This window comes from Streptomyces sp. NPDC033221, from assembly GCF_055577005.1.
In genome coordinates, this window is sequence record NZ_JBVIQN010000036.1 from 32149 (window position 1) to 58113 (window position 25965).

24 protein-coding genes, 5 tRNA genes and 1 pseudogene are annotated in these 25965 nt (G+C 73.4%); 11 read left to right on the forward strand and 19 right to left on the reverse strand.

The genetic code is table 11. The features are described 5' to 3' along the window. Positions 1–230 precede the first annotated feature (230 nt). Entirely contained in the window at positions 231–755 is a 525-nt protein-coding gene (locus tag ACZ53K_RS34275; protein WP_468844523.1) for a DsbA family protein, read from the forward strand. A 31-nt stretch (positions 756–786) separates the two neighbouring features. On the opposite strand, the gene ACZ53K_RS34280 is transcribed toward ACZ53K_RS34275, so the two are convergent. The 3 genes from ACZ53K_RS34280 to ACZ53K_RS34290 are packed head-to-tail and all read right to left on the reverse strand — an operon-like array spanning position 787 to position 3544. Then, the gene (locus tag ACZ53K_RS34280) at positions 787–1617 is read right to left on the reverse strand and encodes a GNAT family N-acetyltransferase (protein WP_468844525.1); all 831 of its coding nucleotides are present in this window, start codon (positions 1615–1617) and stop codon (positions 787–789) included. 35 nt (positions 1618–1652) lie between these two features. Continuing rightward, positions 1653–2477: an aminotransferase class IV gene (locus tag ACZ53K_RS34285; protein WP_468844528.1), complete on the reverse strand. Its 825-nt coding sequence runs from the start codon at positions 2475–2477 to the stop codon at positions 1653–1655. Then, complete coding sequence (locus ACZ53K_RS34290; protein ID WP_468844530.1) at positions 2474–3544, reverse strand: chorismate-binding protein; 1071 nt, start codon at positions 3542–3544, stop codon at positions 2474–2476. The genes ACZ53K_RS34285 and ACZ53K_RS34290 overlap by 4 nt, the downstream gene beginning before the upstream one ends. A gap of 177 nt (positions 3545–3721) precedes the next feature. On the opposite strand from ACZ53K_RS34290, the gene ACZ53K_RS34295 reads away from it, so the two are divergent. The 5 genes from ACZ53K_RS34295 (at position 3722) to ACZ53K_RS34315 (ending at position 4201) form a co-directional block, all read left to right on the forward strand. Next, positions 3722–3794: transfer RNA gene (locus tag ACZ53K_RS34295), tRNA-Gly, on the forward strand. Between the two features lie 34 nt (positions 3795–3828). After that, positions 3829–3902, forward strand: a tRNA-Cys gene (locus ACZ53K_RS34300). A gap of 1 nt (position 3903) precedes the next feature. Continuing rightward, positions 3904–3975, forward strand: a tRNA-Val gene (locus ACZ53K_RS34305). Between the two features lie 48 nt (positions 3976–4023). Further along, a tRNA-Val gene (locus ACZ53K_RS34310) sits at positions 4024–4095 on the forward strand. A 34-nt stretch (positions 4096–4129) separates the two neighbouring features. Next, a tRNA-Val gene (locus tag ACZ53K_RS34315) sits at positions 4130–4201 on the forward strand. Positions 4202–4279: 78 nt separating this feature from the next. On the opposite strand, the gene ACZ53K_RS34320 is transcribed toward ACZ53K_RS34315, so the two are convergent. From ACZ53K_RS34320 to ACZ53K_RS34335, 4 genes are all read right to left on the reverse strand, one after another. Then, the gene (locus tag ACZ53K_RS34320) at positions 4280–4567 is read right to left on the reverse strand and encodes a TFIIB-type zinc ribbon-containing protein (protein ID WP_468844661.1); all 288 of its coding nucleotides are present in this window, start codon (positions 4565–4567) and stop codon (positions 4280–4282) included. A gap of 63 nt (positions 4568–4630) precedes the next feature. Further along, a complete protein-coding gene (locus tag ACZ53K_RS34325; protein ID WP_468844533.1) occupies positions 4631–5746 on the reverse strand; it encodes a phosphotransferase in 1116 nt (371 codons plus the stop codon). A gap of 195 nt (positions 5747–5941) precedes the next feature. After that, entirely contained in the window at positions 5942–6148 is a 207-nt protein-coding gene (locus tag ACZ53K_RS34330; RefSeq protein WP_468844536.1) for a hypothetical protein, read from the reverse strand. A 202-nt stretch (positions 6149–6350) separates the two neighbouring features. Next, positions 6351–6611: a hypothetical protein gene (locus ACZ53K_RS34335; protein WP_468844539.1), complete on the reverse strand. Its 261-nt coding sequence runs from the start codon at positions 6609–6611 to the stop codon at positions 6351–6353. A gap of 203 nt (positions 6612–6814) precedes the next feature. Between ACZ53K_RS34335 and ACZ53K_RS34340 the strand changes: the two genes are divergently transcribed. Beyond that, positions 6815–8272, forward strand: a complete 1458-nt coding sequence (locus ACZ53K_RS34340) for a serine/threonine-protein kinase (RefSeq protein ID WP_468844541.1) — start codon at positions 6815–6817, stop codon at positions 8270–8272. Between the two features lie 117 nt (positions 8273–8389). Further along, a complete protein-coding gene (locus tag ACZ53K_RS34345; RefSeq protein WP_468844543.1) occupies positions 8390–8809 on the forward strand; it encodes a nuclear transport factor 2 family protein in 420 nt (139 codons plus the stop codon). Positions 8810–8834: 25 nt separating this feature from the next. Here ACZ53K_RS34345 and ACZ53K_RS34350 read toward each other — a convergent pair whose 3' ends face one another. The 9 genes from ACZ53K_RS34350 to ACZ53K_RS34390 form a co-directional block, all read right to left on the reverse strand. Continuing rightward, positions 8835–9674, reverse strand: coding sequence for a TrmH family RNA methyltransferase (locus ACZ53K_RS34350; protein WP_468844546.1), 840 nt, complete (start codon positions 9672–9674; stop codon positions 8835–8837). A gap of 55 nt (positions 9675–9729) precedes the next feature. Then, positions 9730–10953: a uroporphyrinogen-III C-methyltransferase gene (gene cobA / locus ACZ53K_RS34355; RefSeq protein ID WP_468844549.1), complete on the reverse strand. Its 1224-nt coding sequence runs from the start codon at positions 10951–10953 to the stop codon at positions 9730–9732. Positions 10954–11170: 217 nt separating this feature from the next. Next, positions 11171–15169 (reverse strand): nicotinate-nucleotide--dimethylbenzimidazole phosphoribosyltransferase, encoded by a 3999-nt coding sequence (gene cobT, locus ACZ53K_RS34360; protein WP_468844551.1) that lies wholly within the window; start codon positions 15167–15169, stop codon positions 11171–11173. Positions 15170–15406: 237 nt separating this feature from the next. Continuing rightward, entirely contained in the window at positions 15407–16621 is a 1215-nt protein-coding gene (gene cbiE / locus ACZ53K_RS34365; protein WP_468844554.1) for a precorrin-6y C5,15-methyltransferase (decarboxylating) subunit CbiE, read from the reverse strand. 228 nt (positions 16622–16849) lie between these two features. Next, positions 16850–17485 carry a GNAT family N-acetyltransferase gene (locus ACZ53K_RS34370; RefSeq protein WP_468844559.1) on the reverse strand — a complete coding sequence of 212 codons (636 nt, stop codon included), beginning with the start codon at positions 17483–17485 and terminating at the stop codon, positions 16850–16852. Between the two features lie 193 nt (positions 17486–17678). After that, positions 17679–18539 (reverse strand): MetQ/NlpA family ABC transporter substrate-binding protein, encoded by an 861-nt coding sequence (locus tag ACZ53K_RS34375; protein ID WP_468844562.1) that lies wholly within the window; start codon positions 18537–18539, stop codon positions 17679–17681. A 102-nt stretch (positions 18540–18641) separates the two neighbouring features. Continuing rightward, the gene (locus tag ACZ53K_RS34380; RefSeq protein ID WP_468844565.1) at positions 18642–19415 is read right to left on the reverse strand and encodes a methionine ABC transporter permease; all 774 of its coding nucleotides are present in this window, start codon (positions 19413–19415) and stop codon (positions 18642–18644) included. Continuing rightward, positions 19412–20473, reverse strand: a complete 1062-nt coding sequence (locus ACZ53K_RS34385) for a methionine ABC transporter ATP-binding protein (protein WP_468844567.1) — start codon at positions 20471–20473, stop codon at positions 19412–19414. The genes ACZ53K_RS34380 and ACZ53K_RS34385 overlap by 4 nt, the downstream gene beginning before the upstream one ends. 386 nt (positions 20474–20859) lie before the next feature. Further along, the gene (locus tag ACZ53K_RS34390) at positions 20860–21507 is read right to left on the reverse strand and encodes an HAD family hydrolase (RefSeq protein WP_468844569.1); all 648 of its coding nucleotides are present in this window, start codon (positions 21505–21507) and stop codon (positions 20860–20862) included. 173 nt (positions 21508–21680) lie between these two features. On the opposite strand from ACZ53K_RS34390, the gene ACZ53K_RS34395 reads away from it, so the two are divergent. Both ACZ53K_RS34395 and ACZ53K_RS34400 read left to right on the forward strand, forming a co-directional pair. Then, positions 21681–22049 carry a hypothetical protein gene (locus ACZ53K_RS34395; protein WP_468844572.1) on the forward strand — a complete coding sequence of 123 codons (369 nt, stop codon included), beginning with the start codon at positions 21681–21683 and terminating at the stop codon, positions 22047–22049. Further along, positions 22042–22494 (forward strand): hypothetical protein, encoded by a 453-nt coding sequence (locus tag ACZ53K_RS34400; protein ID WP_468844575.1) that lies wholly within the window; start codon positions 22042–22044, stop codon positions 22492–22494. The genes ACZ53K_RS34395 and ACZ53K_RS34400 overlap by 8 nt, the downstream gene beginning before the upstream one ends. Positions 22495–22534: 40 nt before the next feature. On the opposite strand, the gene ACZ53K_RS34405 is transcribed toward ACZ53K_RS34400, so the two are convergent. The 3 genes and pseudogenes from ACZ53K_RS34405 to ACZ53K_RS34415 all read right to left on the reverse strand — a co-directional run bounded on the left by ACZ53K_RS34405 (position 22535) and on the right by ACZ53K_RS34415 (position 24986). Beyond that, on the reverse strand, positions 22535–23065 hold the full coding sequence (locus ACZ53K_RS34405; RefSeq protein ID WP_468844578.1) for a GNAT family N-acetyltransferase: 531 nt from the start codon (positions 23063–23065) through the stop codon (positions 22535–22537). A gap of 142 nt (positions 23066–23207) precedes the next feature. After that, a pseudogene (locus ACZ53K_RS34410) lies at positions 23208–23729 on the reverse strand (sigma-70 family RNA polymerase sigma factor); the annotation flags it as partial. 117 nt (positions 23730–23846) lie between these two features. Then, on the reverse strand, positions 23847–24986 hold the full coding sequence (locus tag ACZ53K_RS34415) for a glycerophosphodiester phosphodiesterase (protein WP_468844580.1): 1140 nt from the start codon (positions 24984–24986) through the stop codon (positions 23847–23849). 251 nt (positions 24987–25237) lie between these two features. Between ACZ53K_RS34415 and ACZ53K_RS34420 the strand changes: the two genes are divergently transcribed. Further along, positions 25238–25906, forward strand: coding sequence for a lysophospholipid acyltransferase family protein (locus ACZ53K_RS34420; protein ID WP_468844582.1), 669 nt, complete (start codon positions 25238–25240; stop codon positions 25904–25906). The last annotated feature ends 59 nt before the right edge of the window (positions 25907–25965 follow it).

Here is a 25965-nt window from a genome sequence, read left to right on the forward strand (position 1 = left end):
CGTCCGCCGCACCCGGCCCGCTCACCCGCGGGACGGCAGCGCGACGCCCCCTCTTGTCCTGCTCTGCCTCCATCCTGCCTTGTGCGGGGCGTCCGGTGCCATGAATAGGGGCGGGGTCAGGGACATCTAGGGGTCGGTGTCCTCCCCAGGTGCCGGTACGGGCGTAGCCCCCTCGGCTCTGGCGCGGGTCCCGGTTCGGGCGGGGTGCCGCGGGCTGGGAGACTGGGCGCATGAACGACGCCACGACCTCCGGTTCCGCCCGCCCCGTCGTCCTCGACGTGTGGTGCGAGCTGCAGTGCCCGGACTGCACCGCCGCGCTGGACGACCTGCGGGCCCTGCGCGAGCGCTTCGGGGACCGGCTGGACATCCGGCTGCGCCACTTCCCGCTGGCCAAGCACAAGCACGCCTACGCCGCGGCCCAGGCCGCCGAGGAGGCCGCGGAACAGGGCCAGGGCTGGCCGTACGCGGAAGCCGTGCTGGCCCGTACGGAGGAGCTGGGCGCCAAGGGCGAGAAGCTGCTGCTCTCGGTCGCCGGTGAACTGGGCCTGGACGCCGAGGAGATGGACACCGCGCTGATCGACGGCCGGCATCTGCTGGCCGTCGACGCCGACCAGGCGGAGGGCAAGGCGATCGGCGTGACCGGCACTCCCGCGTACACGATCGGCGGAGAGCTGCTGGACGGCAGCAAGAGCCAGGACGGCCTGCGCGAGCGCATCGCGGAGATCGCCGACCGGCTGCTGGCCGAGCAGGCCTGACGCGCCCCGGCCCGCCGGCCGGCCCGTCCGCTCAGAGCAGGAGTTTGTGCAGGGAGTAATCGGTCGGCCGGTAGCCCAGGGTCTCGTAGAGGGCGCGGGCCCGCGGGTTGTCCACGAAGACGTTGAGTCCCAGGACGGTACGGCCCGCTTCGAGGGTCACCCGCTCGGCGACGAGCATGAGCGTGCGGCCGTGGCCGAGCCCGCGGTACGCGGGCGTCACCCGCACGTCCATGACATAGCCGCCGGGCCGGTCCGGGTGGTACGTCGTGGTCCAGACGGTCCCGACGTCCGCCCCCTCGTGGGCCAGCACGCGCAGCGACTGGTGCGGGGTGGCCGGCCCGTCCGGGAGCAGCGTCGCGTGCTCCTGCTCCGCCCGGCGCTCCGCACGCTCGCGCGGCATCCCGTTGGAGACCTGCGCCTCGGTGAAGTGGGTGTGCGCCGCGGCCAGCCAGGCCGGGTACTCCTGCGCCCCGAGCGGCCGGTCGGCGCTGCCCGCGGGGAGGCCGGGCGGCGAGGTCAGTTCCTTGAGCATGCGACGGCTGTGTTCGGTGTAGCCGAGGGCGGTGGCCAGCTGCAGTGCCGCCTCCGCGTCGGCCCGCACGTCCACCGAGACCCGCCGGCAGCCCCAGCCGCGCAGCACCTCTTCGGCGGCGAGCGCCGCGACGGTGCCGCGGCCGCGGTGCCGGTCGCGTTCGTCGATGCGCAGGTCCGCGATGCGCCCGGCGGACAGGCCCAGCCGGGCGTCCGTCGTCAGGCTTATCCGGCCCACCGGGCGGCTGTTGACGCAGACTTCGTACGTACGGGCCCGGCCGCCGTCGGCGCGTCGTTCCTCGGGTCCGGCGGGGCGCAGCGTAGTGGTCACGCTGGCTTTCTACCCGGTTTTCCGTACGTACGTCATCAGCGCGGGTCGAAGTCTGCGGCGGCGCGCTCCGCGAAGACCCGCATGGCCTCGGCCGTCAACGGTCCAGGGGTGTCACCCAGTTGGCGCTCGTCGACACGGGTGACGGCCTGCACGTCGCGCAGGGTGGACGTCAGGAAGACCTCGTCGGCGTGTTCCAGGACGTCCAGCGGCAGGTCGGTCTCCTTGGCGCCGGTCCACTCGACGGTCAGGGCGCGGGTGATGCCCGCCAGGCAGCCGGAGGACAGCGGCGGGGTGTGCAGTACGCCGTCCAGGGCGACGAAGACGTTGGAACCGGTGCCCTCGCAGAGCCGGCCGACGGTGTTGCCGAAGAGCGCTTCGGAGGCGCCCTGCGCGCGGGCCCGGGCCAGCGCGATGACATTCTCCCCGTACGACGTGCTCTTCAGCCCCGCCAGCGCGCTGCGCTCGTTACGGGTCCAGGGGACGGTGACGACCGCGGCGGTGTCCGGGCGGCGCGGGGCCTCGCCGAGTGCGACGACCAGGGTGGGAGCCGCCTCACCGCGGTCCGAGCCGAGCGGCGAGAGGCCGCCGGTGTAGGTGATCCGCAGCCGGCCGAGCGCGACCGGGTTGGCCTCCAGGACGGCGGAACAGGCACGCCGGACCTCGTCGAGGTCGGGATCGGGCAGGCCCAGGCCGCGGGCGCAGAAGGTGAGCCGGTCCAGGTGGCGGGTGAGGGCGAAGGCCCGCCCGTCGACGGTCCGGAGCGTCTCGAAGATGCCGTCGCCCACCGTCAGGCCGTGGTCGAGGACCGAGACCCGGGCGCCGTCGGCGTCGCGCAGCTCCCCGTCGAGCCAGATCTTCATGGTCGTTTCCCTCCGCTCGGCTCGTGCACGCCCGACGCTACCGCGAGCAGTCGGCGGGCCTTGAGCTCGGTCTCGTCCCACTCCCCCGCGGGGTCCGAGCCCCAGGTGATGCCCGCTCCGGCGCCGAAGCGCAGTACCGGTCCCTCGGGGGTGTCCCGGTCGATCCAGAACGTACGGATGCCCACCGCCAGCTCGCCGGTGCCGCGGTCGGCGTCCACCCAGCCGATGCCGCCGCAGTAGGGGCCGCGGGGCGCGGTCTCCAGTTCCTCGATGATGCGCTGCGACGCGAGTTTCGGCGCTCCGGTGATGGAGCCCGCCGGGAAGGTGGCGCCGAAGAGGTCCGCCCAGCCGGTCTTCTCGTGCTCGTCGGCCAGTTCCCCGCGCACCGTGGAGACGAGGTGGACCAGGCCCGGGTGCGCCTCGGTCGCGCAGAGTGCCGGGACGGTGACGGAGCCGGTGCGGCAGACCTGTCCCAGGTCGTTGCGGACCAGGTCCACGATCATCACGTTCTCCGCGCGGTCCTTGTCCCGCAGGTCCTCGGGCACCCGGCCGGTGCCCTTGATCGGGCCGGACTCGACGGTGCGGCCGGAGCGGCGCAGGAACAGTTCGGGAGAGGCGGTGGCGACCTCGGTGCCGTGTGCGGGCAGGCGGACCGTGCCCGCGTACGGGGCCGGGTTGCCGCGGGCCAGGACAGCGGACAGCGCGTCGACGTCGGCGCGCGCGGCGTCCGGGAGCGGTGCGCTGAGAATCCGGCAGAGGTTCACCTGGTAGACGTCGCCTGCGGCGATGTGGGCACGTATGCGCCGTACGCCCTCGGTATAGGCGGCGCGGTCCAGGGAACTGCGCCAGGCCCCGGGGGCCGGGCCCCGCCAGCGGGCGGGGTCGGGCGGGGGTACGGCCCCGGTCTCCCGTACGTCCCCGAAGCGCGCGCAGAGCAGACCGCCCTCGTAATCGGCGACGACGGCCCACCAGCCCGCCGAGTCCAGGGCCTCCGGATCACGGGTGACATCGCGCAGGTCAGTGGCTGTGCGGCCGCCGAAACGGGCCAGCGGAGGGAGGTCGTTCACGCCATCGAGTCTATGGCTGGGCCACGGCGGCCGCCCCGATCGGGCGAGCAGCGCAGCACGCTGCACAAACGCGTTTTTGTACTGGCCCGGGAATCCGCTAGAGTTCAACACGTCGCCGGGACGCGGAAGCGAAACGGAGACGGGGTTCCTCCCCGGACCTGGTCCGGAAAGGCACCTGCGGACGTAGCTCAGTTGGTAGAGCACCACCTTGCCAAGGTGGATGTCGCGAGTTCGAGTCTCGTCGTCCGCTCGAAGTGGGGGATCTTCCCGACCCCCGCACTCCTGGTGGAGTGGCCGAGAGGCGAGGCAACGGCCTGCAAAGCCGTCTACACGGGTTCAAATCCCGTCTCCACCTCCAAGGACGATTAGCTCAGCGGGAGAGCGCTTCCCTGACACGGAAGAGGTCACTGGTTCAATCCCAGTATCGTCCACTGGTCCGCAAGGACCGATCCCCCGGCCTTCGGGCAGGGCGGAACCCCGCGCGATTAGCTCAGCGGGAGAGCGCTTCCCTGACACGGAAGAGGTCACTGGTTCAATCCCAGTATCGCGCACGCAGCACCCCGCGGCCCCTGGCCGCGGTCCCGAGGACGATTAGCTCAGCGGGAGAGCGCTTCCCTGACACGGAAGAGGTCACTGGTTCAATCCCAGTATCGTCCACATCGCAGACCGAGGGCCGGAGCACTTTGCTCCGGCCCTCGGTCGTTGTGGTGGCCGGGATGAGGCCGGGTACACGGCTCAGGAGGAGAACAGCATCCGGCCGAAGCCGCGGTTCCCGTGATGGCCGTGGTGTCCATGGTGGCCGTAGTGACCTTGGTGCGGGGCGCCCCACGCGGGGGCGGACGGGTACGCCTGGGGGCCGGGCGGGGGCGGCGGGGCGTGCTGGGCCCACTGCGTCTCCAGGCGGGACAGCGCCTCCAGTTCCCCGTAGTCCAGGAAGATCCCCCGGCAGCCGGCGCACTGCTCGATCTGCACGCCGTTGCGGTTGTACGTCTGCATCGGTGCCTGGCACTTGGGACAGTGCATCTCGCTCATCTCCTGTCGGGAGGGCGGCCCCCGGAACGGCCGTCCGGTGGTGACGGATTCACCCTACGGCTCCGCCCGGGCCGCCAACTCCGGTCCTGCGCAAGCCATCCGGCCACAGGCGTCCACGACGGCCCGCTCGTCCTCGTCCAGTGGCCGGCCCGCCGTCGCGGCCTTGGCGACGGCCAGCGCCGCGGTCTGGACCGTCAGGGCACGGGCCGGGACGTCCAGTTCCGGCCAGGGATCGCCGTACGGGCGTACGGCGGGTCCGCCGGCCGCCCGGTAGGCGCCGAGGAAACGGGACCAGACGGCGGGGGCCAGCAGCCCGGTGGCGAACCAGGCCGCGGGGCGTGCCAGGTCCCACGCCGGTTCGCCGAGGCCCAGGTCGTCGATGTCGATGAGGAGCCAGGGCCCGTCGTCGGCCGGGTGTCTGACGAGCTGTCCGAGGTGGAGGTCGCCGTGGCAGAGGGCGGTGGCGCGGGGCGACGGGGCCTCGTCGCGGGCCCATGGGGGCAGGAGGGACCAGGCGCGTTCGATGGTGGTGGCGGCTTGGAGGAGAGCGGGTAACAGGGTGGGGAGCGGGGCGGGGGCCGAGGTGGCTTCGGGGTTTGGCGCGGTGCGCCTTGCTACGGCTTCGGGGCCCGGTGCGGTGATTGCGGTACGCATACGGGCCAGGGCGCGGGCGGCCTTGGCCGGGCCGCGCATCGGCGGCACCGGGCCGGGCAGCCGCGCGGGCGCGACGGCGTGCAGGCGGGCGAGCAGCCGGGCCGTCTCCTCCCAGGGGGCGGCATCCGGATCGTCCGGGGAGACGGGCCTGCCGTACGGCCAGCGGGTCGCGGGGCGGCCGTCGTCGAGCAGGGTGAGAAAGCCGCCGGAGCCGGTGACCGGCAGCGGCGGAAGCACGATGCCGTGCAGGGCGGGATGTGCGGCGACGCGGAGCCGGACGGCCAGCCGGTCCGGGTCGCAGTCGGGAGCGTGGGCCTTGGCCACGACACGCCCGCAGCGGACGAGGGTGGCGTCGGGGCGGTCGGCGAGGAGGGCGGGGCTGGGGCCGGGACCGGCCGCCAGAGTGACCAGGCGGCCGATGCGTGCCGCGGTCGCGCCCGGATGCGGGGGTGGCCCCGGAGTCCCGGCAGGCGTCGGTTCCGGAGCGCCGGCCCCGGACTGCTCCGGTAAGGACATCGTCTCGTCTCCCCCGGGTCGGAGCGGTTCGCCGGGATCGTACGCCGCCGGGAGCGGCCGGGCCCCGGACAGGCCGATGGCCGGGCATCTCCCCAGATGCCCGGCCACTCGTGCCGTCCGCCGCACCCCCGTCCCCACGGGGTTTCCGGCCGGAACTTCCCCCGTCCCGGGCCGCTCTCCCAGGACCGGGGCGCCTCAGCGCCCCAGCATTCCGACCACGGACGACGCCTGTGTCATGACGGCTTCCCAGCCGCCGAACACCACGGCGAGCAGGACCGCCAGCGGCAGCACCATCGCCACCGCGACGAGCGGATGGCGGGTACCCGAGCGCTGCCCGCCGAACGCCGAGGCGGCCCTGCGCCCTTGCGTACGGACGGCCGTGCGCCCAAAGATGTCTGCCATCGCCCCGCTCCCGTCGACTCTGGGGCGGCGGGCGTCTGACCTCGGGGGACGAGTGCGTTCGCCCGCCGCTTGCATCCCACATTAGGTAACCGGCGGGCTCCGGGCGTCATGCCGTCGTACCGATTGGACGGCCTCCGGGAGGATGACGGTACGCCGCCGCGCGTACTCCCCTGGGTGGAGAGACCCCCCTGCGGACCTGGGGTCATCCCGGAGGGGACGGGCGCCCGGCGGCCGCCTCGGACTCCTCGGTCCGCGGCACGGGATGCTCGACCAGGGCCAGCACCCGGCTGGCCATGAAGCGGGCCGTACGCACCACCGAGCCGCTCCGGGTGACTTCGCTCACTTCCACCACTCCCCTGCGCACCGCCGTCTCGACCCTGCGGCCCGCCCTGCTCGCCACCACTTCGTACGTCCGGGTCGTGTCCCCGGCATCCACGACGATCTCGACTCGGTCACCCTTCACCGCGTCAATCCCCCTTCCGCGGCGGATCATTGGGAGCACGCGCGGCAGGCCGGGCCGCGCCGCGCCCGGATTCCTCCCGCTTCTTCAGGATCCCACCCGGCACTGACAATCCGGCTGCCGACTCATGCGCGGCCTATCAGCACAGCGAGCCGTCAATCCGTAAGCTGTGCCACGTCAGACGGGACCGGGCAGCGGGGATGGACATGGCGATGATGCGGCTCCGGCGCGAGGACCCGCGTGTCGTCGGTTCGTACCGGCTGCACCGGCGGCTCGGCGCGGGCGGGATGGGCGTGGTCTACCTCGGCTCCGACAAGCGCGGGCAGCGGGTGGCCCTGAAGGTCATCCGGCCCGACCTGGCCGAGGACCAGGAATTCCGCTCCCGGTTCGCGCGCGAGGTGTCGGCCGCGCGGCGCATCCGCGGCGGCTGTACGGCGCGGCTGGTGGCCGCCGACCTGGACGCGGACCGGCCGTGGTTCGCCACGCAGTACGTCCCCGGGCCCTCGCTGCACGACAAGGTCAACGACGAGGGACCGCTGTACCCGGCGCAGGTCGCCTCGATCGGCGCCGCGCTCTCCGAGGGCCTGCTCGCGGTGCACGACGCGGGTGTGGTCCACCGCGACCTGAAGCCGTCCAACATCCTGCTCTCCCCCAAGGGCCCGCGCATCATCGACTTCGGCATCGCGTGGGCCACCGGCGCGAGCACGCTCACACACGTCGGTACGGCGGTGGGCTCGCCCGGGTTCCTCGCGCCGGAGCAGGTGCGCGGCGCGGCCGTGACGCCGGCGACGGACATCTTCGCGCTCGGCGCGACGCTCGCGTACGCCTGTACGGCGGACTCGCCCTTCGGCCAGGGCAGTTCGGAGGTCATGCTCTACCGCGTCGTCCACGAGGAGGCGCACCTGGCCGGGGTGCCGGACGCGTTGGCGCCGCTGCTGGCGGCCTGCCTGGCGAAGGATCCGGCCGACCGCCCCTCCACGCTGTCGCTGTCGCTGCGGCTGAAGGAGATCGCGGCGCGGGAGGCGCAGGGGTTGTCGTTGCCGGGTGGGGCCGGCGGGAACGGTGGTTCCGCCGAGGCGGCGCCCGGGCGGGGGCGGGCCGGGCGTGGGCCGGCTGCCGAACGGGGAGCTTCGTCGGAGCGGAGCACGCCGGCCCGGGCCAGGTCCGTACGACCGCAGGCGGACCGGCCCACCGGGAAGCGTGCGGAGGAGTACGCGCGGCAGCGGACGGAGCGGCGGTCGGCCAGCACGCCGACGCCGCGGCCGCAGGCGCCGCGTGGGAGTGCGGTGGGACGCGGGAGCGCGCCGGGGCGGCCGCAGCAGGCGCCGGGGGCCTCGAACGCGGGAGCTTCCGGGGAGGCCGCGCCGAAGTCCCGTGGCGGCAGGCGGCCGTCCGTACCCGGAGCACGCACCTCAGGGCGAAACGGTTCGCGCCCGGCGCGAGCGCCGCGCACGGGGCCGCGTACCTCGCCCGGCGGGCGCAGGCCCGGCCCCGACCGGCGGTTGCTGCGCCAGCGGATCATCGTGTTCATCACGGTGACGCTGCTGGTCGCGTTGGGCATCGCGGCGGCACAGGGGTGCCAGGGCCCGGCCCGGGGGCTGGGGGCCGAGCAGTCGGTGTACTCCTCGTCGTCCGCTCTGCCGCCGGAAGCCGGACACGGCTGAGCCGGACGGGACCGAGCCTGCCGCGACCGGCCGCCTGATGCCCTACGGCCCGGGGCCATGGAGGCGGAGTCCGGCATTCCTGGCCACCTGATGTCCGCAGGGTGCTAGCGTCGCGCCGTGTCCAAGATCGATAAAGCCGCGGCCAAGTCCGAGATCGACGCGCTGACCACCGAGTTCTTCGGCGCCTTCGACAACCGGGGCGGCCGGTCCCCCGATGTCGCCCGGATCCGCCGGCTGATGCTGCCGGACGGCACGATCACCGTCACCGGCCCGCAGTTCACGGTCTATTCCGTCGAGTCGTTCATCGAGCCCCGGCAGCGGCTGCTGACCGAGGGCCGGCTGGTCGAGTTCGCCGAATGGGAGACCTCCGAGCGGACCGAGATCGCAGGCGATATTGCGTCGCGGTTCGGCACGTACCGCAAGTCCGGGTTCCTGGACGGCGCGCCGTACGAGGGCGAAGGCAGCAAGTCCTTCCAGTTCGTCCGCACCCCGGAGGGCTGGCGGATCGCCGCCTTCGCCTGGTACGACGAGCCCTGACCGAAGCCGCCGTCCGGGCCCGCGCTCAGCCGGTGGCCGGACCCTCGTCCCCCCGGCCCGCCGTCACCGCGTAGAACGCCACCGCCGCCGCGGCCCCCACGTTGAGGGAGTCGACGTCGTGGGCCATCGGGATGCGGACCCAGGTGTCGGCGGCGCGCAGGGCCTGCGGGGACAGGCCGTCGCCTTCCGCGCCGAGCATCAGCGCCGCGCGGTCCATGCGGTGCGGCGCCACGTCGTCCAGGGGGACGGCCTTGGCGTCGGGGGTCAGAGCCAGGAGGGGGAAGCCCGCCTCGCGGACGGTCTCCAGATCGCGGGGCCAGCTCTCCAGACGGGCGTACGGGACAGCGAAGACCGCACCCATGGAGACCTTCACCGAGCGGCGGTAGAGGGGGTCGGCGCAGTCCGGGGAGAGCAGCACGGCGTCCATGCCGAGGGCGGCTGCGCTGCGAAATATGGCGCCGATATTGGTGTGATCATTTACGGCTTCCATGACCGCGATGCGGCGGGTGCCGGGTCGGGCCAGAAGTTCGGCGGCCGTCGGCAGGGGCTTGCGGGCCATCGACGCCAGGGCGCCGCGGTGCACGTGATAGCCCGTCACGCGTTCGGCGAGGGCGGGGTCGACCACGTACACCGGGGCCTCGGCCTCGTCGATGACGTCGCGCATGACGTCGACCCACTTGGCCGACAGAAGCATCGAGCGCATCGCGTAACCGGCGTGCCGGGCGCGCCGGATGACCTTCTCGCCCTCCGCGATGAACAGGCCCTCGGCCGGTTCGCGGCGGCGGCGCAGTTCGACGTCGGTCAGGCCCGTGTAGTCGCTCAGGCGGGGGTCGTCCGGGTCGTCGACGGTGATGATGTCAGCCACGGGGTGGGTGCCTTGTCGGTGAAGGGTCGCGATGGGGTCAGTGGGGTCGGTGGGGTCAGTGCGTCCGGTGCACGGCCACGACGTCGCCGATGACGATGACGGCCGGCGGGCGGACGCCTTCGGCCCGTACCGTCTCGCCGAGGGTGGCGAGGGTGGCGTCCACCCGGCGCTGGGCCGCGGTGGTGCCTTCCTGGACGACGGCCACGGGGGTGTCGGCACCGCGCCCGTGGGCGATGAGCGTGGCGGCGATGGCGCCGCTGTTCTCGACGCCCATCAGCACGACGAGGGTGCCGCGCAGGCGGGCCAGGGCGGACCAGTCGACGGTGGAGCGCTCGTCGTCGGGGGCGACATGGCCGCTGACGACGGTGAACTCCTGGGCGACGCCGCGGTGGGTGACGGGGATGCCGGCGGCGGAGGGCACGCTGATGGAGCTGGAGATGCCCGGCACGACGGTGCAGGGGATGCCGGCCTCGGCGAGCGCCTGGAGTTCCTCCATGCCGCGGCCGAAGACGTACGGGTCGCCGCCCTTGAGGCGGACCACGGACTTGCCGGCGCGGGCGTGCTCGATCAGGGCGTTGTTGATGGCCTCCTGGGCCATGAACCGGCCGTACGGGATCTTCGCGGCGTCGATGACCTCGACGTGCGGCGGGAGTTCGGCGAGCAGGTCGCGGGGGCCGAGCCGGTCGGCGATGACCACGTCGGCCTCGGCGAGCAGCCGGCGGCCGCGCACGGTGATCAGGTCGGGGTCGCCGGGGCCGCCGCCGACCAGGGCGACGCCGGTGGCGCGGGCGCGGTGGTGCGGCGCTGCGAGGGTGCCGTCGCGCAGGCCCTCGACGATGGCGTCCCGTACGGCGGCGGAGCGGCGCGGGTCGCGGCCGGTGAGGACCGCGACGGTGACGCCGTCGCTGCGGCCGGTGGCCGGGGTCCAGGCGGTGGCGGCCTCGGCGTCGTCGGAGCGTACGCACCACACGCGGCGGGCCTCGGCCTCCTGGGAGGCGGCCGTGTTGGCCTCGGGGTCGTCGGTGGAGATCAGCGCGTACCAGGCGTCCGCGAGGTCGCCGGGGGCGTACCGGCGGCGCTCCCAGCGGATCTCGCCGGTGTCGGCCATGGCCTCGACGGACGGCTTGGCGGACGGGGAGATCAGCAGGACGTCGGCGCCGGCGGCGACCAGGGAGGGCAGACGGCGCTGGGCGACCTGGCCGCCGCCGAGGACGACCACGCGGCGGCCGGACAGGCGCAGTCCGACGGGGTAGGCGGCGTGTTCGGCGTGCTCGGCCATGGCGGTACGGCTCCTTGTACGGGTGGCGCTGTGCGTGCGGGCAGCGCCGGCGGGCGGGGGGAACGGGGACGCGTTCGCCGCTGCGGCGCTGGAGCGGCTGGTGAGGGCGGGGCGGCTGCCGCGCCGGAGGTCCGTACCTGGTGAGAGGGTACGGCCCCGGCCCACAGCCTATGTGGCTGTGGGCCGGGGGTCATGCGCAGGGCCGGTGGCCAGGTGGTCAGCTCTTCTCGGTGACTCCGGCGGAGTCGAACGTGGCGACCTCGTGCATGGCGCGGGCGGCGCTCTGCACGACGGGCAGCGCCAGCAGGGCGCCGGTGCCCTCGCCGAGCCGCAGGTCGAGGTCGACCAGCGGGCGCAGCCCGAGCTTGTTGAGCGCGGCGACATGGCCCGGCTCGGCACTGCGGTGGCCGGCGATGCAGGCGGCCAGCGCCTCGGGGGCGATGGCGCGGGCCACCAGGGCGGCCGCTCCGGCGCTGACGCCGTCCAGGATGACCGGCGTACGCAGCGAGGCGCCGCCGAGGATCAGGCCGGCCATCGCCGCGTGCTCCAGGCCGCCGACCGCGGCGAGGACGCCGATGGGGTCGGCCGGGTCGGGGCGGTGCAGTTCCAGGGCGCGGCGGACGACGTCGACCTTGCGGGCGTGCGTCTCGTCGTTGATGCCGGTGCCGCGGCCGGTGACCTCGACGGGGTCGGCGTCGGTGTAGACGGAGATCAGGGCGGCCGAGGTGGTGGTGTTGGCGATGCCCATCTCGCCGGTGATCAGCGCCTTGTTCCCGGCGGCCACCAGGTCACGGGCGGTCTCGATGCCCACCTCGATGGCGCGCAGCACCTCCTCGTGGCTCATCGCGGGGCCGACGGTGAAGTCGGCGGTGCCCGGCCGGATCTTGCGGGGCAGCAGGCCGGGGGTGGCCGGCAGGTCGGCGGCCACGCCCACGTCCACGACGCAGACCTCGGCGCCCACCTGGTTGGCGAAGGCGTTGCAGACCGCGCCGCCGCCCAGGAAGTTGGCGACCATCTGCGCGGTGACCTCCTGGGGCCAGGGGGTGACGCCCTGGGCGTGCACGCCGTGGTCACCCGCGAAGACCGCGACGGCGGCCGGCTCCGGGATGGGCGGCGGGCACTTGCGGGACAGCCCGCACAGCTGCGCGGAGATGATCTCCAGCATGCCGAGGGCGCCCGCGGGCTTGGTCATCCGCTTCTGGCGCTCCCACGCCTCGCCGAGCGCCTTGGCGTCCAGCGGGCGGATGCCCTGGAGGGTCTCCTGGAGGAGGTCGGCGGGCGCCTCGCCGGGCAGGGCGCGGCGGCCGTACGTCTCCTCGTGGACCACCCAGGACAGCGGGCGGCGCTTGGCCCAGCCGGCCTGCATCAGCTCGGGCTCGTCGGGGAACTCGTCGACGTACCCGACGCAGAGGTACGCGACGACCTCCAGGTGGTCGGGCAAGCCCAGCTCACGGACCATCTCCCGCTCGTCGAAGAAGCTCACCCAGCCGACGCCCAGGCCCTCGGCGCGGGCCGCCAGCCACAGGTTCTCCACCGCGAGGGCGGAGCTGTACGGGGCCATCTGGGGCTGGGTGTGCCGGCCGAGGGTGTGCCGGCCGCCGCGGGTCGAGTCGGCGGTCACCACGATGTTGACCGGCGTTTCGAGGATGGCCTCGATCTTCAGCTCGCGGAACTGCTTGGCACGGGCCTTGGGCAGCGACTTCGCGTACGCGTCGCGCTGCGCCGTGGCCAGCTGGTGCATCCGCTCCCGGGTCTCCTGCGAGCGGATGACGACGAAGTCCCAGGGCTGGGAGTGGCCGACGCTGGGGGCGGTGTGGGCCGCCTCCAGGACGCGCAGCAGCACCTCGTTGGGGATGGGGTCGGGGCGGAAGCCGTTGCGGATGTCACGGCGCTCGCGCATCACGCGGTGTACGGCGGCGCGCTCCGAGTCGTCGTAGCCGGTGGCCGGAGGGGTGGTGGGTACGGCCGGTACGGCGGCGGGGCCGACTGGTTCGGCCACGGCGTCGGCCGGTTCGGCGACGGGCTCGGGCTCTGTGGCAGGTTCCGTGGCGGATTGCGTCATGGGCTCTCCGGTGGGCTCCTCATGGGCGGCGTCCGCGGCCGGGTCCGGAGCGGTCTCCTTCTGGGAGGCCTCCGCCGGGGCGGGCACGGTGTCCGGGGTGTCCGGTCCGTCCGGGGCGTCACCGAGCTGGACGAGTTCGGAGGCGTCCTGCTCAGGGGCCGGCTGCTCGGCGTCTTCCGGCGCCGCAACCTGGACGGCCGCTGCGGCGGGTGCCTGGGCTTCCTCGGTCACCGGGGCGGCCGGGGCCGTCTCGTCGGCGGCCGGAGCCTCGGCGGTCTGCGTCGGCGGGGTGCCGTCGGCCTCGGCGGGCTCCTGCTCCGGGGCAACCGGGCCGGCGGCCTGCTCGTCGGCCGCGGGCGGGGCCTCGGCGACCGGTTCCTGCGCGTCGGCGGCCGGAGCCGCCTCGGGGGCGTCGACCGGCTGCGGCTGCCCGGCGCCCGCCTCCGGCGCGGCCGGAGCCACGTCGGCTGCCTGGGGCTGCGGCTGCTCGGCCGGGGTGACGGCCGCCTGCGGTACGCCGGTCGCGGGCGCGGTGGCCTGGTCCGGCTGCGGTGCGGCCTCGGCCGCCACGGGGGCCACTGGCTGTTCCGTGCCGGGGGCGGTCTCGGCCGGGGCTTCCTGCGCCTCGGCGGCGCCTTCCTCCGGCCCTGCGGCCGGGGCTGCCGTCTCCTGGGCTGCCGCGGGCGTACCGGCCGGGGCGGCCGGTGCCTCCTCGGCGACCTGTATGGGCTGCGGCACCTGGGCCGGTTCCGCGGGCTGCGTGCCTTCGGCCGTGCCGGTGGCGTGCGTCGTCTCACCGGCGCCGGCCACGTCCTGGACCGGCTCCACCGGCTCCACCGGCTGTACGCCCTCGGCTTCGGGGGCCGGCTGCTGGGCGGGCACGGCCCGGTCGGCGGGTGCCGACTGCTGCTCCACCGCCGCGGGCTCCGTAGCGGGCTCCGCCGCCTGCTCGGTACCGTCGGCGTCCGCCTGCGGGACGGCCCCCTCCTGGGTGGCCTCCGGCATGCCCTCGGCGTCTTCCGGCGCGGGCTCCGGCTGGGCCGCGGGGGCAGCGCCCTCGGCAGCCTCGGCCTGAGCCTCAGCCGTCTCCGCCACCTCAGCCACTTCGGCTGCCTCTGCCGTCTCAGCCGTCACATCAGTCACCGCAGCCTCCTCAGCACCGCGATCGACCGTTTCTGCAACCGGAGCCGCCTCCGTACCCGGGGCCACGTCCGTGTCCGAGGCCACGCCGGGAGCCCCGGCCGTCTCAGCAGCAGCAGTCGCCTCCGGAGCAGCCGGAGCCGCCTGAACACCCGCAGCGGCCTGCGCGGCAACCGGCGCCACCGGCGCCGCCTGCGCCGGAGCGCTGTCCCACGACGGAGCCTGGGCGGGCATCTGCGCGGGGATCTCACCGAGCTGCGGCCCGGGCAGCGATGCCGCGCCGGGTGCTCCGTACGCCTCGGCGGCCGCCTGCTGGGCGACGGGTGCCTGCTGGGCAGGGACGGCAGCGGGGACGGCAGCGGAAACTCCCGCTTGCTGCCCGCCCTCCTCCACGTCCAGGTATTCGGGGCCGGTCGTCGGCGGGCCGGGGGTGCCGCGCACCGGGGTGCCCGGCGGCGCGCCGGCCGGGCCGCGGTCGGCGAGCGAGCGGACCACGCCGCCGGTCGCGTCGGGGACCGGCGGGCCCATGTGGAGGGGGCGGCGCGGCGGCGTGGGAGCCTGCTGCGGCGCGGCGGGCGGCGGGACGCGTACGCCGTCCAGGTCGACGGAGGCCGAGTCGCGGCCGCCGCTCTCGTGGTCGCCGGCCTCCGGCGGCATCGGCTCGTACGCCATGGCGCCGAGCGGCGCGGAGTCGTAGGGGCCGGCCTGCTCGGGCACGGTCGGCTGGGGCGGCGCCTGCGACGGCTGGGTCTGCTGCGGGTTCTGCGGCTGGTGGTGCTGCTGCTCGCTGCCCCACGCGCCCCGCGCCCCCGGCATCAACAGCAGGTCGTCGTCCTCGGCGCCCGCGTCCGCGGGGTCCAGGAAGGTGTACGCGTCGGGCGCCTGGGGCATCCCCGGCGGCTGCGTCGGGCCGGCCTCGGCAGGGGAGGGAACGGCCGCCGGCTGCGGCTGTCCGGGCTGTCCGCCTGCGTTCTCCGGCAGTCCCTCGCCCGGGACCTGGCCGGTGTCGGTCATGCGTACCCCTCGCCCATTGGTAGTGCTCCTTCCAACCGCTCGTGCGACGCGCTCCACCGCGGCGCGCCGACCGCCCCTATAGCTAGAACGAGCGAGCGCGCCTCGCGGCACGTCCGCCCTTGAGAGCTCCATTTACGGCCAAAACCACGGCATCTTCCGGATATTGGCGTACGAAACCGAACGCGGGACGGCGGCGCAACGATCCGCCAGCCTACCCCGCGCCGGTGGCGGGCCCGGTCACGGGTGAGCAACCCGGTAGCCGCTGAGCAGGAAGACGACGGCGCGTTCCCGCTCGACCCAGGCGGAGGTGTCCAGTTCGACGGACTGGAGCAGCGCGCACTCGGTCTCGTACCCGCCGTCGGCCAGCGCGCGGCCGATCGCCTCGGCCTCGTCGCGGGTCGACGCATGCGTCACGATGCGCTCCGGCCGGCGGGCGGCGCAGGCGGTGACCACCGCCGCTCCCCCGCCGCCGACCCGTACGACGTCCGGTTCCGGCAGGTCCTCCAGCACCTGGGGCGCGCGGCCCTGGACGACCTGGAGCTGTACGCCGTACCGGCGGGCGACCGCGGCGGTGCGCCCGCAGGCGTCCGGGTCGGCGTCGACGGCGATGACGGCGGCCCCGAAGCGCGCGGCCTCGACGGCGGCGGCGCCGCTGCCCGCGCCGATGTCCCAGACGAGGTCACCGGGCCGGGGCCCGAGGCGGGCCAGCTGGGCGGTGCGCAGCTGGACGGACTCCCCTTCGTCCAGGACGCCGCCGTACGCCTGTGCGGGCAGCCCCCAGCCGCGCGGCGCCGACGGGTAGGCGACGTCGCGCCCCGCCAGCCAGCCGCTGCCCTGGGTGGCGGCGTTGGCCCCGCCGACGACGATGACGACATTGGGGTCGCGCCAGACGTGGTCGGCGGCCTTGTCGGAGGTGAGGACCGTCACCTGCTCGCGGCCGGTGCCCAGTTCCTCGCAGATGACGAAGGTGCGGTGGACGCCGTCCAGCAGCAGGGCCAGTTCGGCGGGTCCGGCGCCGGGTGCGGTGAGCACCGCGACCTTGGTGTGCGCGCGGCAGATGTTCACGGCCCGCCGCAGGTCGCGGCTGTGGGCGACGACGACCTGGGCGTCGTCCCAGGGCATACCGGCGCGGGCGAAGGCCGTCGCGACGGACGAGACGGCGGGCACCACCTCGACCTCCAGGCCGTGCTCGGGTGCGCGCAGGGTCCGTACGACGCCGAAGAACCCGGGGTCGCCGTCGGCGAGCACCACGGCGGTGCCGCGGTGCTGGGCGATGCGGCGGGCGGCCAGGCCCACGCTGCCCAGCCGGATGTGTTCGGCGTGCGGGGGGACTTCGGGGAGCGCGAGGTGGTGGGCGGCGCCGGCCACGAGGGTCGCCGCGCCGAGGGCGGAGCGGGCGGCGGTGGTCAACGGCGAACCGTCCCACCCGATCACCGTGACCCGGTCGGCCATCGTCGTCAGTCTCCTGGGCTTCGCTGGACGGAACAGGACTGGGCAATACGGGACACAGCCGTGGAACACGCGGGGCACGTGCCGGACGGCTCACGCGGCAGCGGTCAGCCGGTCACGGAGTGCTGTGGGCAGGCCGAGACTACCCCGAGAGGTCCGGACCACGGCGAGGCGGGCCGGTGCTTCCCGGCCGTGCCCGCCGGCGTCCGGCCGGTGCCGCCGGGCGCGTTCTCAGTTCCACTCGGGATAGGCGAAGCCGTTGGCGTCGGCCATCCGGCCCGGTACGCCGTCGAGGTCCTCGGGGAGCAGGCTCCAGACGATGAGGTCCGTACGGATGTCCGTCCAGCCGCCGTCCTCGGTGCGGGAGCGCGCTATCCAGGCGTTGCGCAGCACGCCCTCGCTGATGCAGCCGACCTTCTGTGCCACCTGCTGGGCGGCGGTGTTGTCGGCGGCGGTGCGCAGCTCGACCCGTTCGAACTTCTGGTCCCGGAAGAGCCACTGCGCGACCGCGAGGACGGATTCGGAGGCGTAGCCCTCGCCGCGTGCCCAGGGGGCGGTGACGTAGGCGATCTCGGTGCTCAGGATGCGCCAGTCGGTGTGGTCGAGTTCGATCGTGCCGACCAGCCGCTGGGTGAGGAACTCGGTGACGGCCAGGACGATGCCGCGGCCTTCGGTGCGGACCGCGCCGGACCGGCGGGTGGCCCAGTCACGGGCGGTTTCGGTGGTGTACGGGTGTGGCCGCGCGGTCCAGGCCGCGGTCAGCTCGTCGTTCATCATCTCGGTGAGCGCGGGCACGTCGGCCTCTTCGAATGGGCGAAGCACCAACCGATCCGTGCTGATGGAGATGTCCGGAAAGGTGGATGTCATGCCGCTGCTCCAACGCCGTTGACCGTGCTGCTCCGAAGTTCGGGCCCTGTTGACCGTCTTGAGTGCACCAGGATGCAGCATCCGACCGGGGATGTGCCACGCACGCGGGCCCCGGTGGCGCGAGGTGCGCGCCCGGGGCCCGTCGTTTGCCCGGCTCAGCCGTCCGTACGGTGCTGACCTGCGGTGTCGGGGATCAGCTCTGGGGGGCGCCGAAGGCGGGGATGACCGAGCCGTCCGTGTACTTGTCCTCGATGAACTTCTTGACCTCGGGCGAGTTCAGCAACTTCGCCAGCTTCTTGATCCGCGGGTCGTCCTCGTTGCCCTTCTTGACGGCCAGGAAGTTGGCGTACGGGTTGCCGTCGGCCTTCTCCAGGGCGAGCGCGTCGGTGGAGGGCTTGAGCTGGGCGCCGATGGCGAAGTTGCCGTTGATCACGGCGGCGTCCACGTCGGCGAGCCGCGGCGCGACCTGGCCGGCCTCCAGCTCGGTGAGCTTGATGCCCTTGTTGTCCTCGACGTCGGTCAGCTTCGCGTCCGAGCCGACGCCCTTCTTCAGGGTGATGACGCCGTTGTCGGCAAGCAGCTTGAGCGCGCGGCCCTCGTTGGACGGGTCGTTGGGAACGGACACGGTGTTGCCGGCCGTCAGCTCGGAGAGCTTCTCGACCTTCTTCGAGTACACGCCGAGCGGCTCGATCGCGACGTTGACGACCGGCACGACGTGGGTGCCGTTCTTCTCGTTGTAGGTGTCCAGGAACGGCTTGTGCTGGAAGAAGTTCGCGTCGACCTGGCCGTCCTCGGTGACCTTGTTCGGCAGGTTGTAGTCGTTGAACTCCTTCACCTCCAGCTTGAGCCCTTCCTTCGCCGCGAGCTTGTCGCGGACGAAGTTGAGGATCGCCCCGTGCGGGGTGGGGCTGGCGGCGACGGTCAGCGGCGCGCTGCTGTCCGCCTTCTTGCCTCCGGAGGAGGACACGTCGGAGGGCGCGCTGCAGGCGCTCGCGCCGAGGGCGACGGCTGCCGCGGCGACGGCGGCCACGGTGATGTTGCGGGTGGTACGCACGAAGAGTGCCCCTATCTCGGTTTCTCGGTCACCCGGCACCGAAGGTCCCGGGTGCGCCCGGCAAAGGGTCCGGGCTCCAGAGGGTCCGCTGCGGACCCGGTCTCAGGCGCCGGCCCGCTCCTTCGGGGCGTCGGCGGATGCGGCCTCGGCGGGCTGTCCGGCGGCGGTGGCCGGGGCGGGCGCCTTGCGCAGTCCGACCCGTACGGAGGAGCCGCGGCTGCCGCGGCCGGCCAGTCGGCGCACAATCAGGTCGCCGAGCAGCTGGACGAGGACGACCAGGACGATCAGCAGCACGATCGTGATGACCATCAGATTGGTCTCGTACTGGAGGTAGCCGTAGGTGTACGCCAGGTTGCCCAGGCCGCCGCCGCCGACCGCGCCGGCGATGGCGGAGTAGCCGATCAGCGTGATGACGGTGGTGGTGACGGCCGCGACCAGCGCGGGCAGGGCCTGCGGCAGCAGGACCTTGAAGACGATGGTCCAGGTGCCGCCACCCATGGACTGGGCGGCCTCGATCAGGCCGTGGTCGACCTCGCGCAGCGCGGCCTCGACGAGCCGGGCGAAGAACGGGATGGCGGCGACGACCAGCGGGACGACCGCGCCGGTGGGACCGATGGAGACGCCGACGACCAGGCGCGTGAAGGGGATCAGCGCGACCATCAGGATCAGGAAGGGGAAGGACCGGCCGATGTTCACCACCGCGCCGATGACCTTGTTGACCACGACGTTCTGCAGGACGCCGCCGCGGTCGGTCAGGATCAGCAGGACGCCGAGCGGAATGCCGAGCAGGACGGCGTAGAACGCCGACCACCACACCATGAAGAGCGTGTCGAGCGTGTTGTTGTACAGCAGTGGCTGCATCTGCGACCAGGTCACTTGGCACCTTCCTTCACCAGCGCGCCGGCGGGCGCCGTCGTCACGGGGTCGGCCGGCTCGCCGGCCACGTCCACCTGGAGGCCCTGCTCGCGCAGGAAGCCGATGGGCACGACGTTCTCCTCGAAGCGGCCGGGCAGCTCGATGCGCATCCGGCCGATCTGCTTGCCGCCGACGGTGTCCATGGCGGCGCCGAGGATGGAGATGTCCACGTTGTACGTACGGGACAGCTCGGAGATCACCGGGCGGGTGGCGGCCTCGCCGTGGAAGGTGACGTCCACGACCGTACGGTCCGGGCCGGAGGGCTCGCCGCCGACCGGGAACAGCTCGCGGGCCAGTTCGGAGCCGGGGGTGGCGAGCAGTTCCGAGACGGTGCCCTGCTCGACGACGCGGCCGTTCTTCATCAGCGCGGCCGAGTCGCAGATCGTCTTGACGACGTCCATCTCGTGCGTGATCAGCAGCACGGTCAGGCCGAGCTGGCGGTTGAGGTCGCGCAGCAGCTGGAGGATGGAGCGGGTGGTCTCCGGGTCCAGGGCGCTGGTGGCCTCGTCGGAGAGCAGCACCTTGGGGTCGCCGGCCAGGGCGCGGGCGATGCCGACGCGCTGCTTCTGGCCGCCGGAGAGCTGGGCGGGGTACGCCTTGGCCTTGTCGGCGAGGCCGACCAGGTCGAGCAGTTCCAGCGCCTTGCGGGAGCGCTCGCGGCGGTCGACCTTGAGGATCTCCAGCGGCAGCTCGATGTTGTCCTGGACGGTGCGCGAGGACAGCAGGTTGAAGTGCTGGAAGACCATGCCGATGTGGCTGCGCGCCGCGCGCAGCTCCGCGCTGGCGCGCTGTCCCTTGCCGGCCAGCGAGGTCAGCTCCTGTCCGGCGACGGTGACCGTGCCGGAGGTGGGGCGCTCCAGGAGGTTGACGCAGCGGATGAGGGTGGATTTGCCGGCGCCGCTCTGGCCGATGACGCCGTACACCTCGCCCTCGCGGACGTGCAGATCGACGCCGTCCAGGGCGGTGACTTCGCGGTCTCCTGAGCGGTAGACCTTGGTCAGGCCCGTTGTGGTGATCACAGGGAATTCCGTCACTGTCGTGTGCCGGGCGGCTCGCCCGCCGGGCACGGGGCATTCATTGCGGAGTGCGGCATGGGGACCCGGAGGGCACGGTGGCCCGGCTTCGGGGTCCGGTGACGCGGGGCGGCCGGGGCCGTGGCGTACGGACGGGCGTACGGTTCGCACGGCGCAAGGCGGCGGGTCTCGCTTCGGGGCGCGAGGCTCGGCGGGGGCCCTCAGCGGTCACACATTCGACACATGCAACGAGCACCGGGCGTCATGGTCGCCTCGGTCGCAGGGGTGCGGTTGCTCGTCGTGGTCATGTTCGCCAGTAAACCAGACAGGCGTACGGACCGATCAAGCCTGTCCGGATGGCGGACAGGCCCGACCACTGTGTGGACGGCGGGTCAGTCCGCGGTCGTGATCTCCACGCTGTCCGCCGTGGCCTGCACGGACACCGCCGACAGGTCCTCGACGAGCACGTCGGCGGACAGCTCGCCGGCCCGGTGCGTTGTGGTCAACGCCACGGTGGTCATGCCCGCCGCGCGGCCGGACCGCAGCCCCGCGGGCGCGTCCTCGAAGACCACGCAGTCGGCCGGGTCCACACCCAGCCGCCGGGCGGCCAGCAGGAACGGTTCGGGGTCCGGCTTGCCGCGGGTGATGTCGTCGGCCGCTATCAGGGTCTTCGGGTGGATGCCGACCTCGGCGAGCCGGGCCTCCGCCAGGCGGGACGTGGCGGAGGTGACCACCGCCCAGCGCTCCGGCGGCAGCTGCGACAGCAGCGCGAGGGTGCCGGGCAGCGCGACCACGCCGCCCGCGACGTCCTCGACCTCCAGCTGCTCGATACGGGCCAGCGCCTCCGGTATGCGGGCGGCGGGCAGCAGATCGCCGATGATCTCGGCGGCCGGGCGCCCGTGCAGCTCGACGCGGGCGAAGTCCTCGGGCGTGATCCCGTACTCCTCGGCCCACCGGGCCCAGCAGCGGTACACCGAGTCCATGGAGGAGACGAGGGTGCCGTCGTTGTCGAAAAGGAGCGCGGCCGCGGAGATCTTCATGCTGCGCCAGCGTACGTGACGCGGGGTGACGGCCGGGAGCGACGGCGGGTGACCGGCCGGAACCGCGCGCGCACGACCGGCGGGGCCGCGCGCACCCCTCCCCCGGCCGCCGATTAGAGTCGCCTCATGCCCCTTTTCTCCACTGCGCGCAGCCGCGCCGCGCGGAGGTCCCGGTGATCGACGCGCTGACGGTCGCGATCGGCGTGACCGCTCTCGTCCTGGCCGCCTGGTGCGGCTTCGCCGCGTACCGCGACGAGCCGACGAAGGACTGGCACTTCATCGGCATGGCCGTGGTCTCGCTGCTGGGTGTGGTCCAACTGATCGTCGGGCTGGTGCAGTTGGGGGGCGGCCAGACACCGCGGGACGGTACGGCGATCTTCGTCGCCTATCTGATCGGGGCGGCGGCCTGCGTACCGGCCACCGGCTTCATATCGCTCTCGGAGCGGACGCGCTGGGGCTCGGCGACCGTCGCGGCGGGCGCGGTGGTCCTCGCCGTACTGGAAGTGCGGCTGTTCGACATCTGGGGAGGCGGCCATGCCTGAGACATCCGCGGGAGCCCGCTCCCCCGAGGCCCGGCCGGACGGCGCCGCCGGGAAGCGGCGCTCGCTGGGCACCGGCCCGGGGCGGCTGCTGGTCGCCCTGTACGGCGTCTTCACCGTCGCCGCCGCGTCCCGCGCGGCCTACCAGCTGATCGCGCAGTTCGACCGGGCACCGCTGGCGTACCTCCTGTCCGCGGTCTCCGCGGTGGTCTACGCCTTCATCCTGTTCTCGCTGGTGCGCGGCGGCGAGGGAGCCCGCCGGGCCGCGGTCGTGTGCTGCGCGCTGGAGCTGGCCGGCGTGCTCGGCGTCGGTACGTGGACGCTGGTGGACCGCTCCGCCTTCCCGGACGCCACCGTCTGGTCGAACTTCGGGATGGGCTACCTCTTCATCCCGATCTTCCTGCCGGTGACCGGCCTGCTGTGGCTGCGGCGGGCCCGCCGGGCGTGACGCGTTCCCCGGCGGGCCCCCGCTGCGCGGGTCCGGCCGGTCAGGCGCTCGCCACGTAGTCCTGCGGCGTGCCGTCCGCGGCGGGCTTGGCGGCGGCCGCCTCCTTCTCCAGCGTGACCAGGCTGAGCCGGGGGCTCAGCTGCTCGGTGCCGACGGACGCGTAGCCGTGGCTGCGGTACAGACGCAGGTTGCCCTCGCTGCGGTGGCCGGCGGTCAGGCGGTAGCGCTTGGCCGAGCGCTCCGCGGTCAGCCGCTCCTCGACGGCGGTGAGCAGCCGGCCGCCGAGGCCGTGGCGCTGCATCCGCGGGTGGACGACGAGTTTGCCGATGGCTGCGGTGCCGTCCGCGCCGACCGTGCCGCGCACCGCCCCGACGACCTCCGTGCCGAGCCGGGCCACCACCACGCAGGCGTCGCCCAGTTCGGCACGCAGGTCATCCAGGGTCTGGGTGAGCGGCTCAATCGAGTAATCGTCGTACAGCGCGGCCTCCGGCTGGTAGCAGAGGTACTGGAGTTTGAGGATCTGCTCGGCGTCCTGGTCGGTCGCCGCAGAGATGGTCACGCTCATACCCATGCGCGAGTGCCTCCCCTTATTCGGTTCGGTGCGCCCGGGCGTGCAGAGGGTGCGAGGGTACGCCCGGACCGGTTGCCCTGACCGACGGAGCCGTGTGGTGCACGCCGCCGTCGTGGCGTGGCTGACGCTGCTGCTTCCGGACTCCCCGGTTTCGGGCAGCGGCAACCTCCGCCGTGAGCATTCTGCGCAGGCATCCCAGGCAACGGGAACGGACCGGCCCCAAGCTCCCCTGTGACATTCCCAACTCAGATGAGATCTCGCGGTAGGTGAGGTCGGAGCGCGACAACAGGGCGCGCACCAGGGCGGGGCAGCGTCCGGGGAGCCGTTCGACGGCGGCGAGCAGCGCCCGCCGCTCCTCGGTCTCCAGTGCCTCGCGTTCGGCGACGGCGGCGATCACGGGCTGCGGTCCGGTGGGGTCGTACGGGATCTCGCGCAGCGCCAGCCGCCGCGCGCCGCGGGCTTCGGCGCGGACCGCGCGGCGCAGCCAGCGGGCGGGTTCGGCGGGCGGCCCGGCCTCCCGGGTGTGTTCCAGCAGCCGGGTCCACACGCCCTGTTCGAGGTCTTCGGCATCGGCTCCCGCGGCGGCCGCCTCGGCCGCGACTTCCGCGGTCAGCAGGGGGCGCAGCGTACGAATGAGGTCGTGGTCCGTGGTGGCGTGCCGCATGGCCTGCGAGACGTGGCGGCGTGGCCGGGCGGTTTCGCCGGCGCCACGGCCTCATTCGTCCGTGGCGCCGGCGGTGCCGGATTGACGCTCCGCGGCATCGCCCGGCGTCCGCCAAAATCAGCTCTTACGGAACTCCGCGGCGGCCAGCAGCGCCGTGTCGCAGTTGTCGGAGAAGAGCCCGTCGATGCCGGTGGCCAGGCACTTCTTGAAGTAGCCCAGCGCGTCGCCGTAGGCGTTGGGGTCGGTGCCGCGGCGGAAGTCGGCGGGCAGGAAGGTGTTCTCGTTGCGGCCGGTGTAGGGGTGCAGGACCAGTCCGGCGGCGTGCGCGTCCTTGACGACGGAGGTGGGCTTGCCCAGCTTGTCGTCCTTGGTGCGCGGGAGGATGACGGTCAGGTCCGGGCCGATGCCCTGCGCGAAGCCGGCGACCCACTTCAGGCCCGCGGGCTTGACCAAGTCGGCGGTGGTGCGCGGGTCGCCCGCCTCCTGGAGGTCCCAGGGGCGGTCCTTGAGGGTGCCGAGCAGGAGGACCTTGGGGCAGTCGACGAGCTTGCCGAGCCGCTGGAGGCTGCTGGGTTCGAAGGACTGCAGGAAGTTGGGCGCGTGCTTCTTGTGGCGGCCGTACTTGCGCAGCAGCCGGGCGAGACGTTCCTCCAGGCCCAGGCCGAGCTTGCGGAAGTAGGTGGGGTGCTTGGTCTCGATGTGCAGCCAGATGCGGCGGCCGCGCTTGCGGCCTTCGCGGTCGGCCCACTTCAGCACCTCTTCGAAGGTGGGTACGTCCCACACTCCGTCATAAAGGGTGTTGTGCTGCCGGGTGCCCGGAATGCGCTCCTTCGCCCGGAGCGTCTTCAGCTCGGCGAGGGTGAAGTCCTCGGTGAACCAGCCGGTGAGCTTGACCCCGTCAACGGTCTTCGTCGTCTTGCGGGCCGCGAACTCCGGGTGCACCGAAACGTCCGTGGTGGCCGTGATGTCGTTCTCGTGCCGGCAGACGAGGTGACCGTCCTTGGTGGGTACGACGTCCTGCTCGATGATGTCGGCGCCCATGTCCAGCGCGAGCTGGTACGAGCCGAAGGTGTGCTCGGGGCGGTAGCCGCTGGCGCCGCGGTGGCCCACGATCAGCGGTACGGGCAGCCCGTCGTGGCCGCGCCCGCGGGAACCGGCCGCGCTCGCCGTGCCGGTACCGCCCCAGACCGCCGCGCCCGCGCCGAGGGCCGCCGCACCCAGTAGCGTCCGTCGTCCCGGCTGCTGCCGTTCCTGCATGATCGCGCTCCTCGTTCCACGGCACCGGTGAGGATGTCCGGCACCTGTCAATGGGTCGGGGCGATCCTAGGCACGTACAGCTTTCGAACGGGAGACCTGGCCCCCAACGCGCGGGAAACCCACGTCAACTCTGCGTATCGGTCCCATGAACCCGATGTGCGATCGAGGACCGCCGACGAGTATCGTCCTGGGCTGCATACTCTTGCACGCTCGCGGCGACCGCCGCGGACCACCCACGACCGGAGGGCCCGTTGTCCCGCATTCTGCTGAAGGCGTTTCTCGGATTCGTCATGCGTGTCCTGTTCCGCCCGAAGGTCGAGGGCATGGAGCGCATCCCGGGCAGTGGGCCGGTGATCCTGGCCGGCAACCACGTCACCTTCATCGACTCGCTCTTCCTCTCCCTCATCGTCAAGCGCCAGGTGTTCTTCATCGGCAAGGACGAGTACGTCAACGGCAAGGGGATCAAGGGCCGCCTGATGGCCTGGTTCTTCACCACCGCCGGCATGATCCCGGTGGACCGGGACGGCGGGCACGGCGGCGTCGCCGCGCTGATGACCGGCCGCCGCATCCTGGAGGAGGGCAAGATCTTCGGCATCTACCCCGAGGGCACCCGCTCCCCCGACGGCCGCCTGTACCGCGGCCGTACCGGCATCGCCCGCCTCGCCCTGATGACCGGCGCGCCGGTCGTGCCGTTCGCGATGATCGGCACCGACAAGGTGCAGCCCGGCGGCAAGGGCCGTCCGCACCTGGCGCCGGTGACCTGCCGCTTCGGTGAGCCGCTGGACTTCTCCCGCTACGAGGGCATGGACCGGGACCGCTACGTGCTGCGCGCCGTCACCGACGAGGTGATGAGCGACGTCATGCAGCTGTCCGGCCAGGAGTACGTCGACATGTACGCCACCAAGGCACGCGCGGCCTGACCGCCGCCGCACCCGCCGTGCGCAGGGCCCCGTCCGGTTCCGGGCGGGGCCCTGCGCGT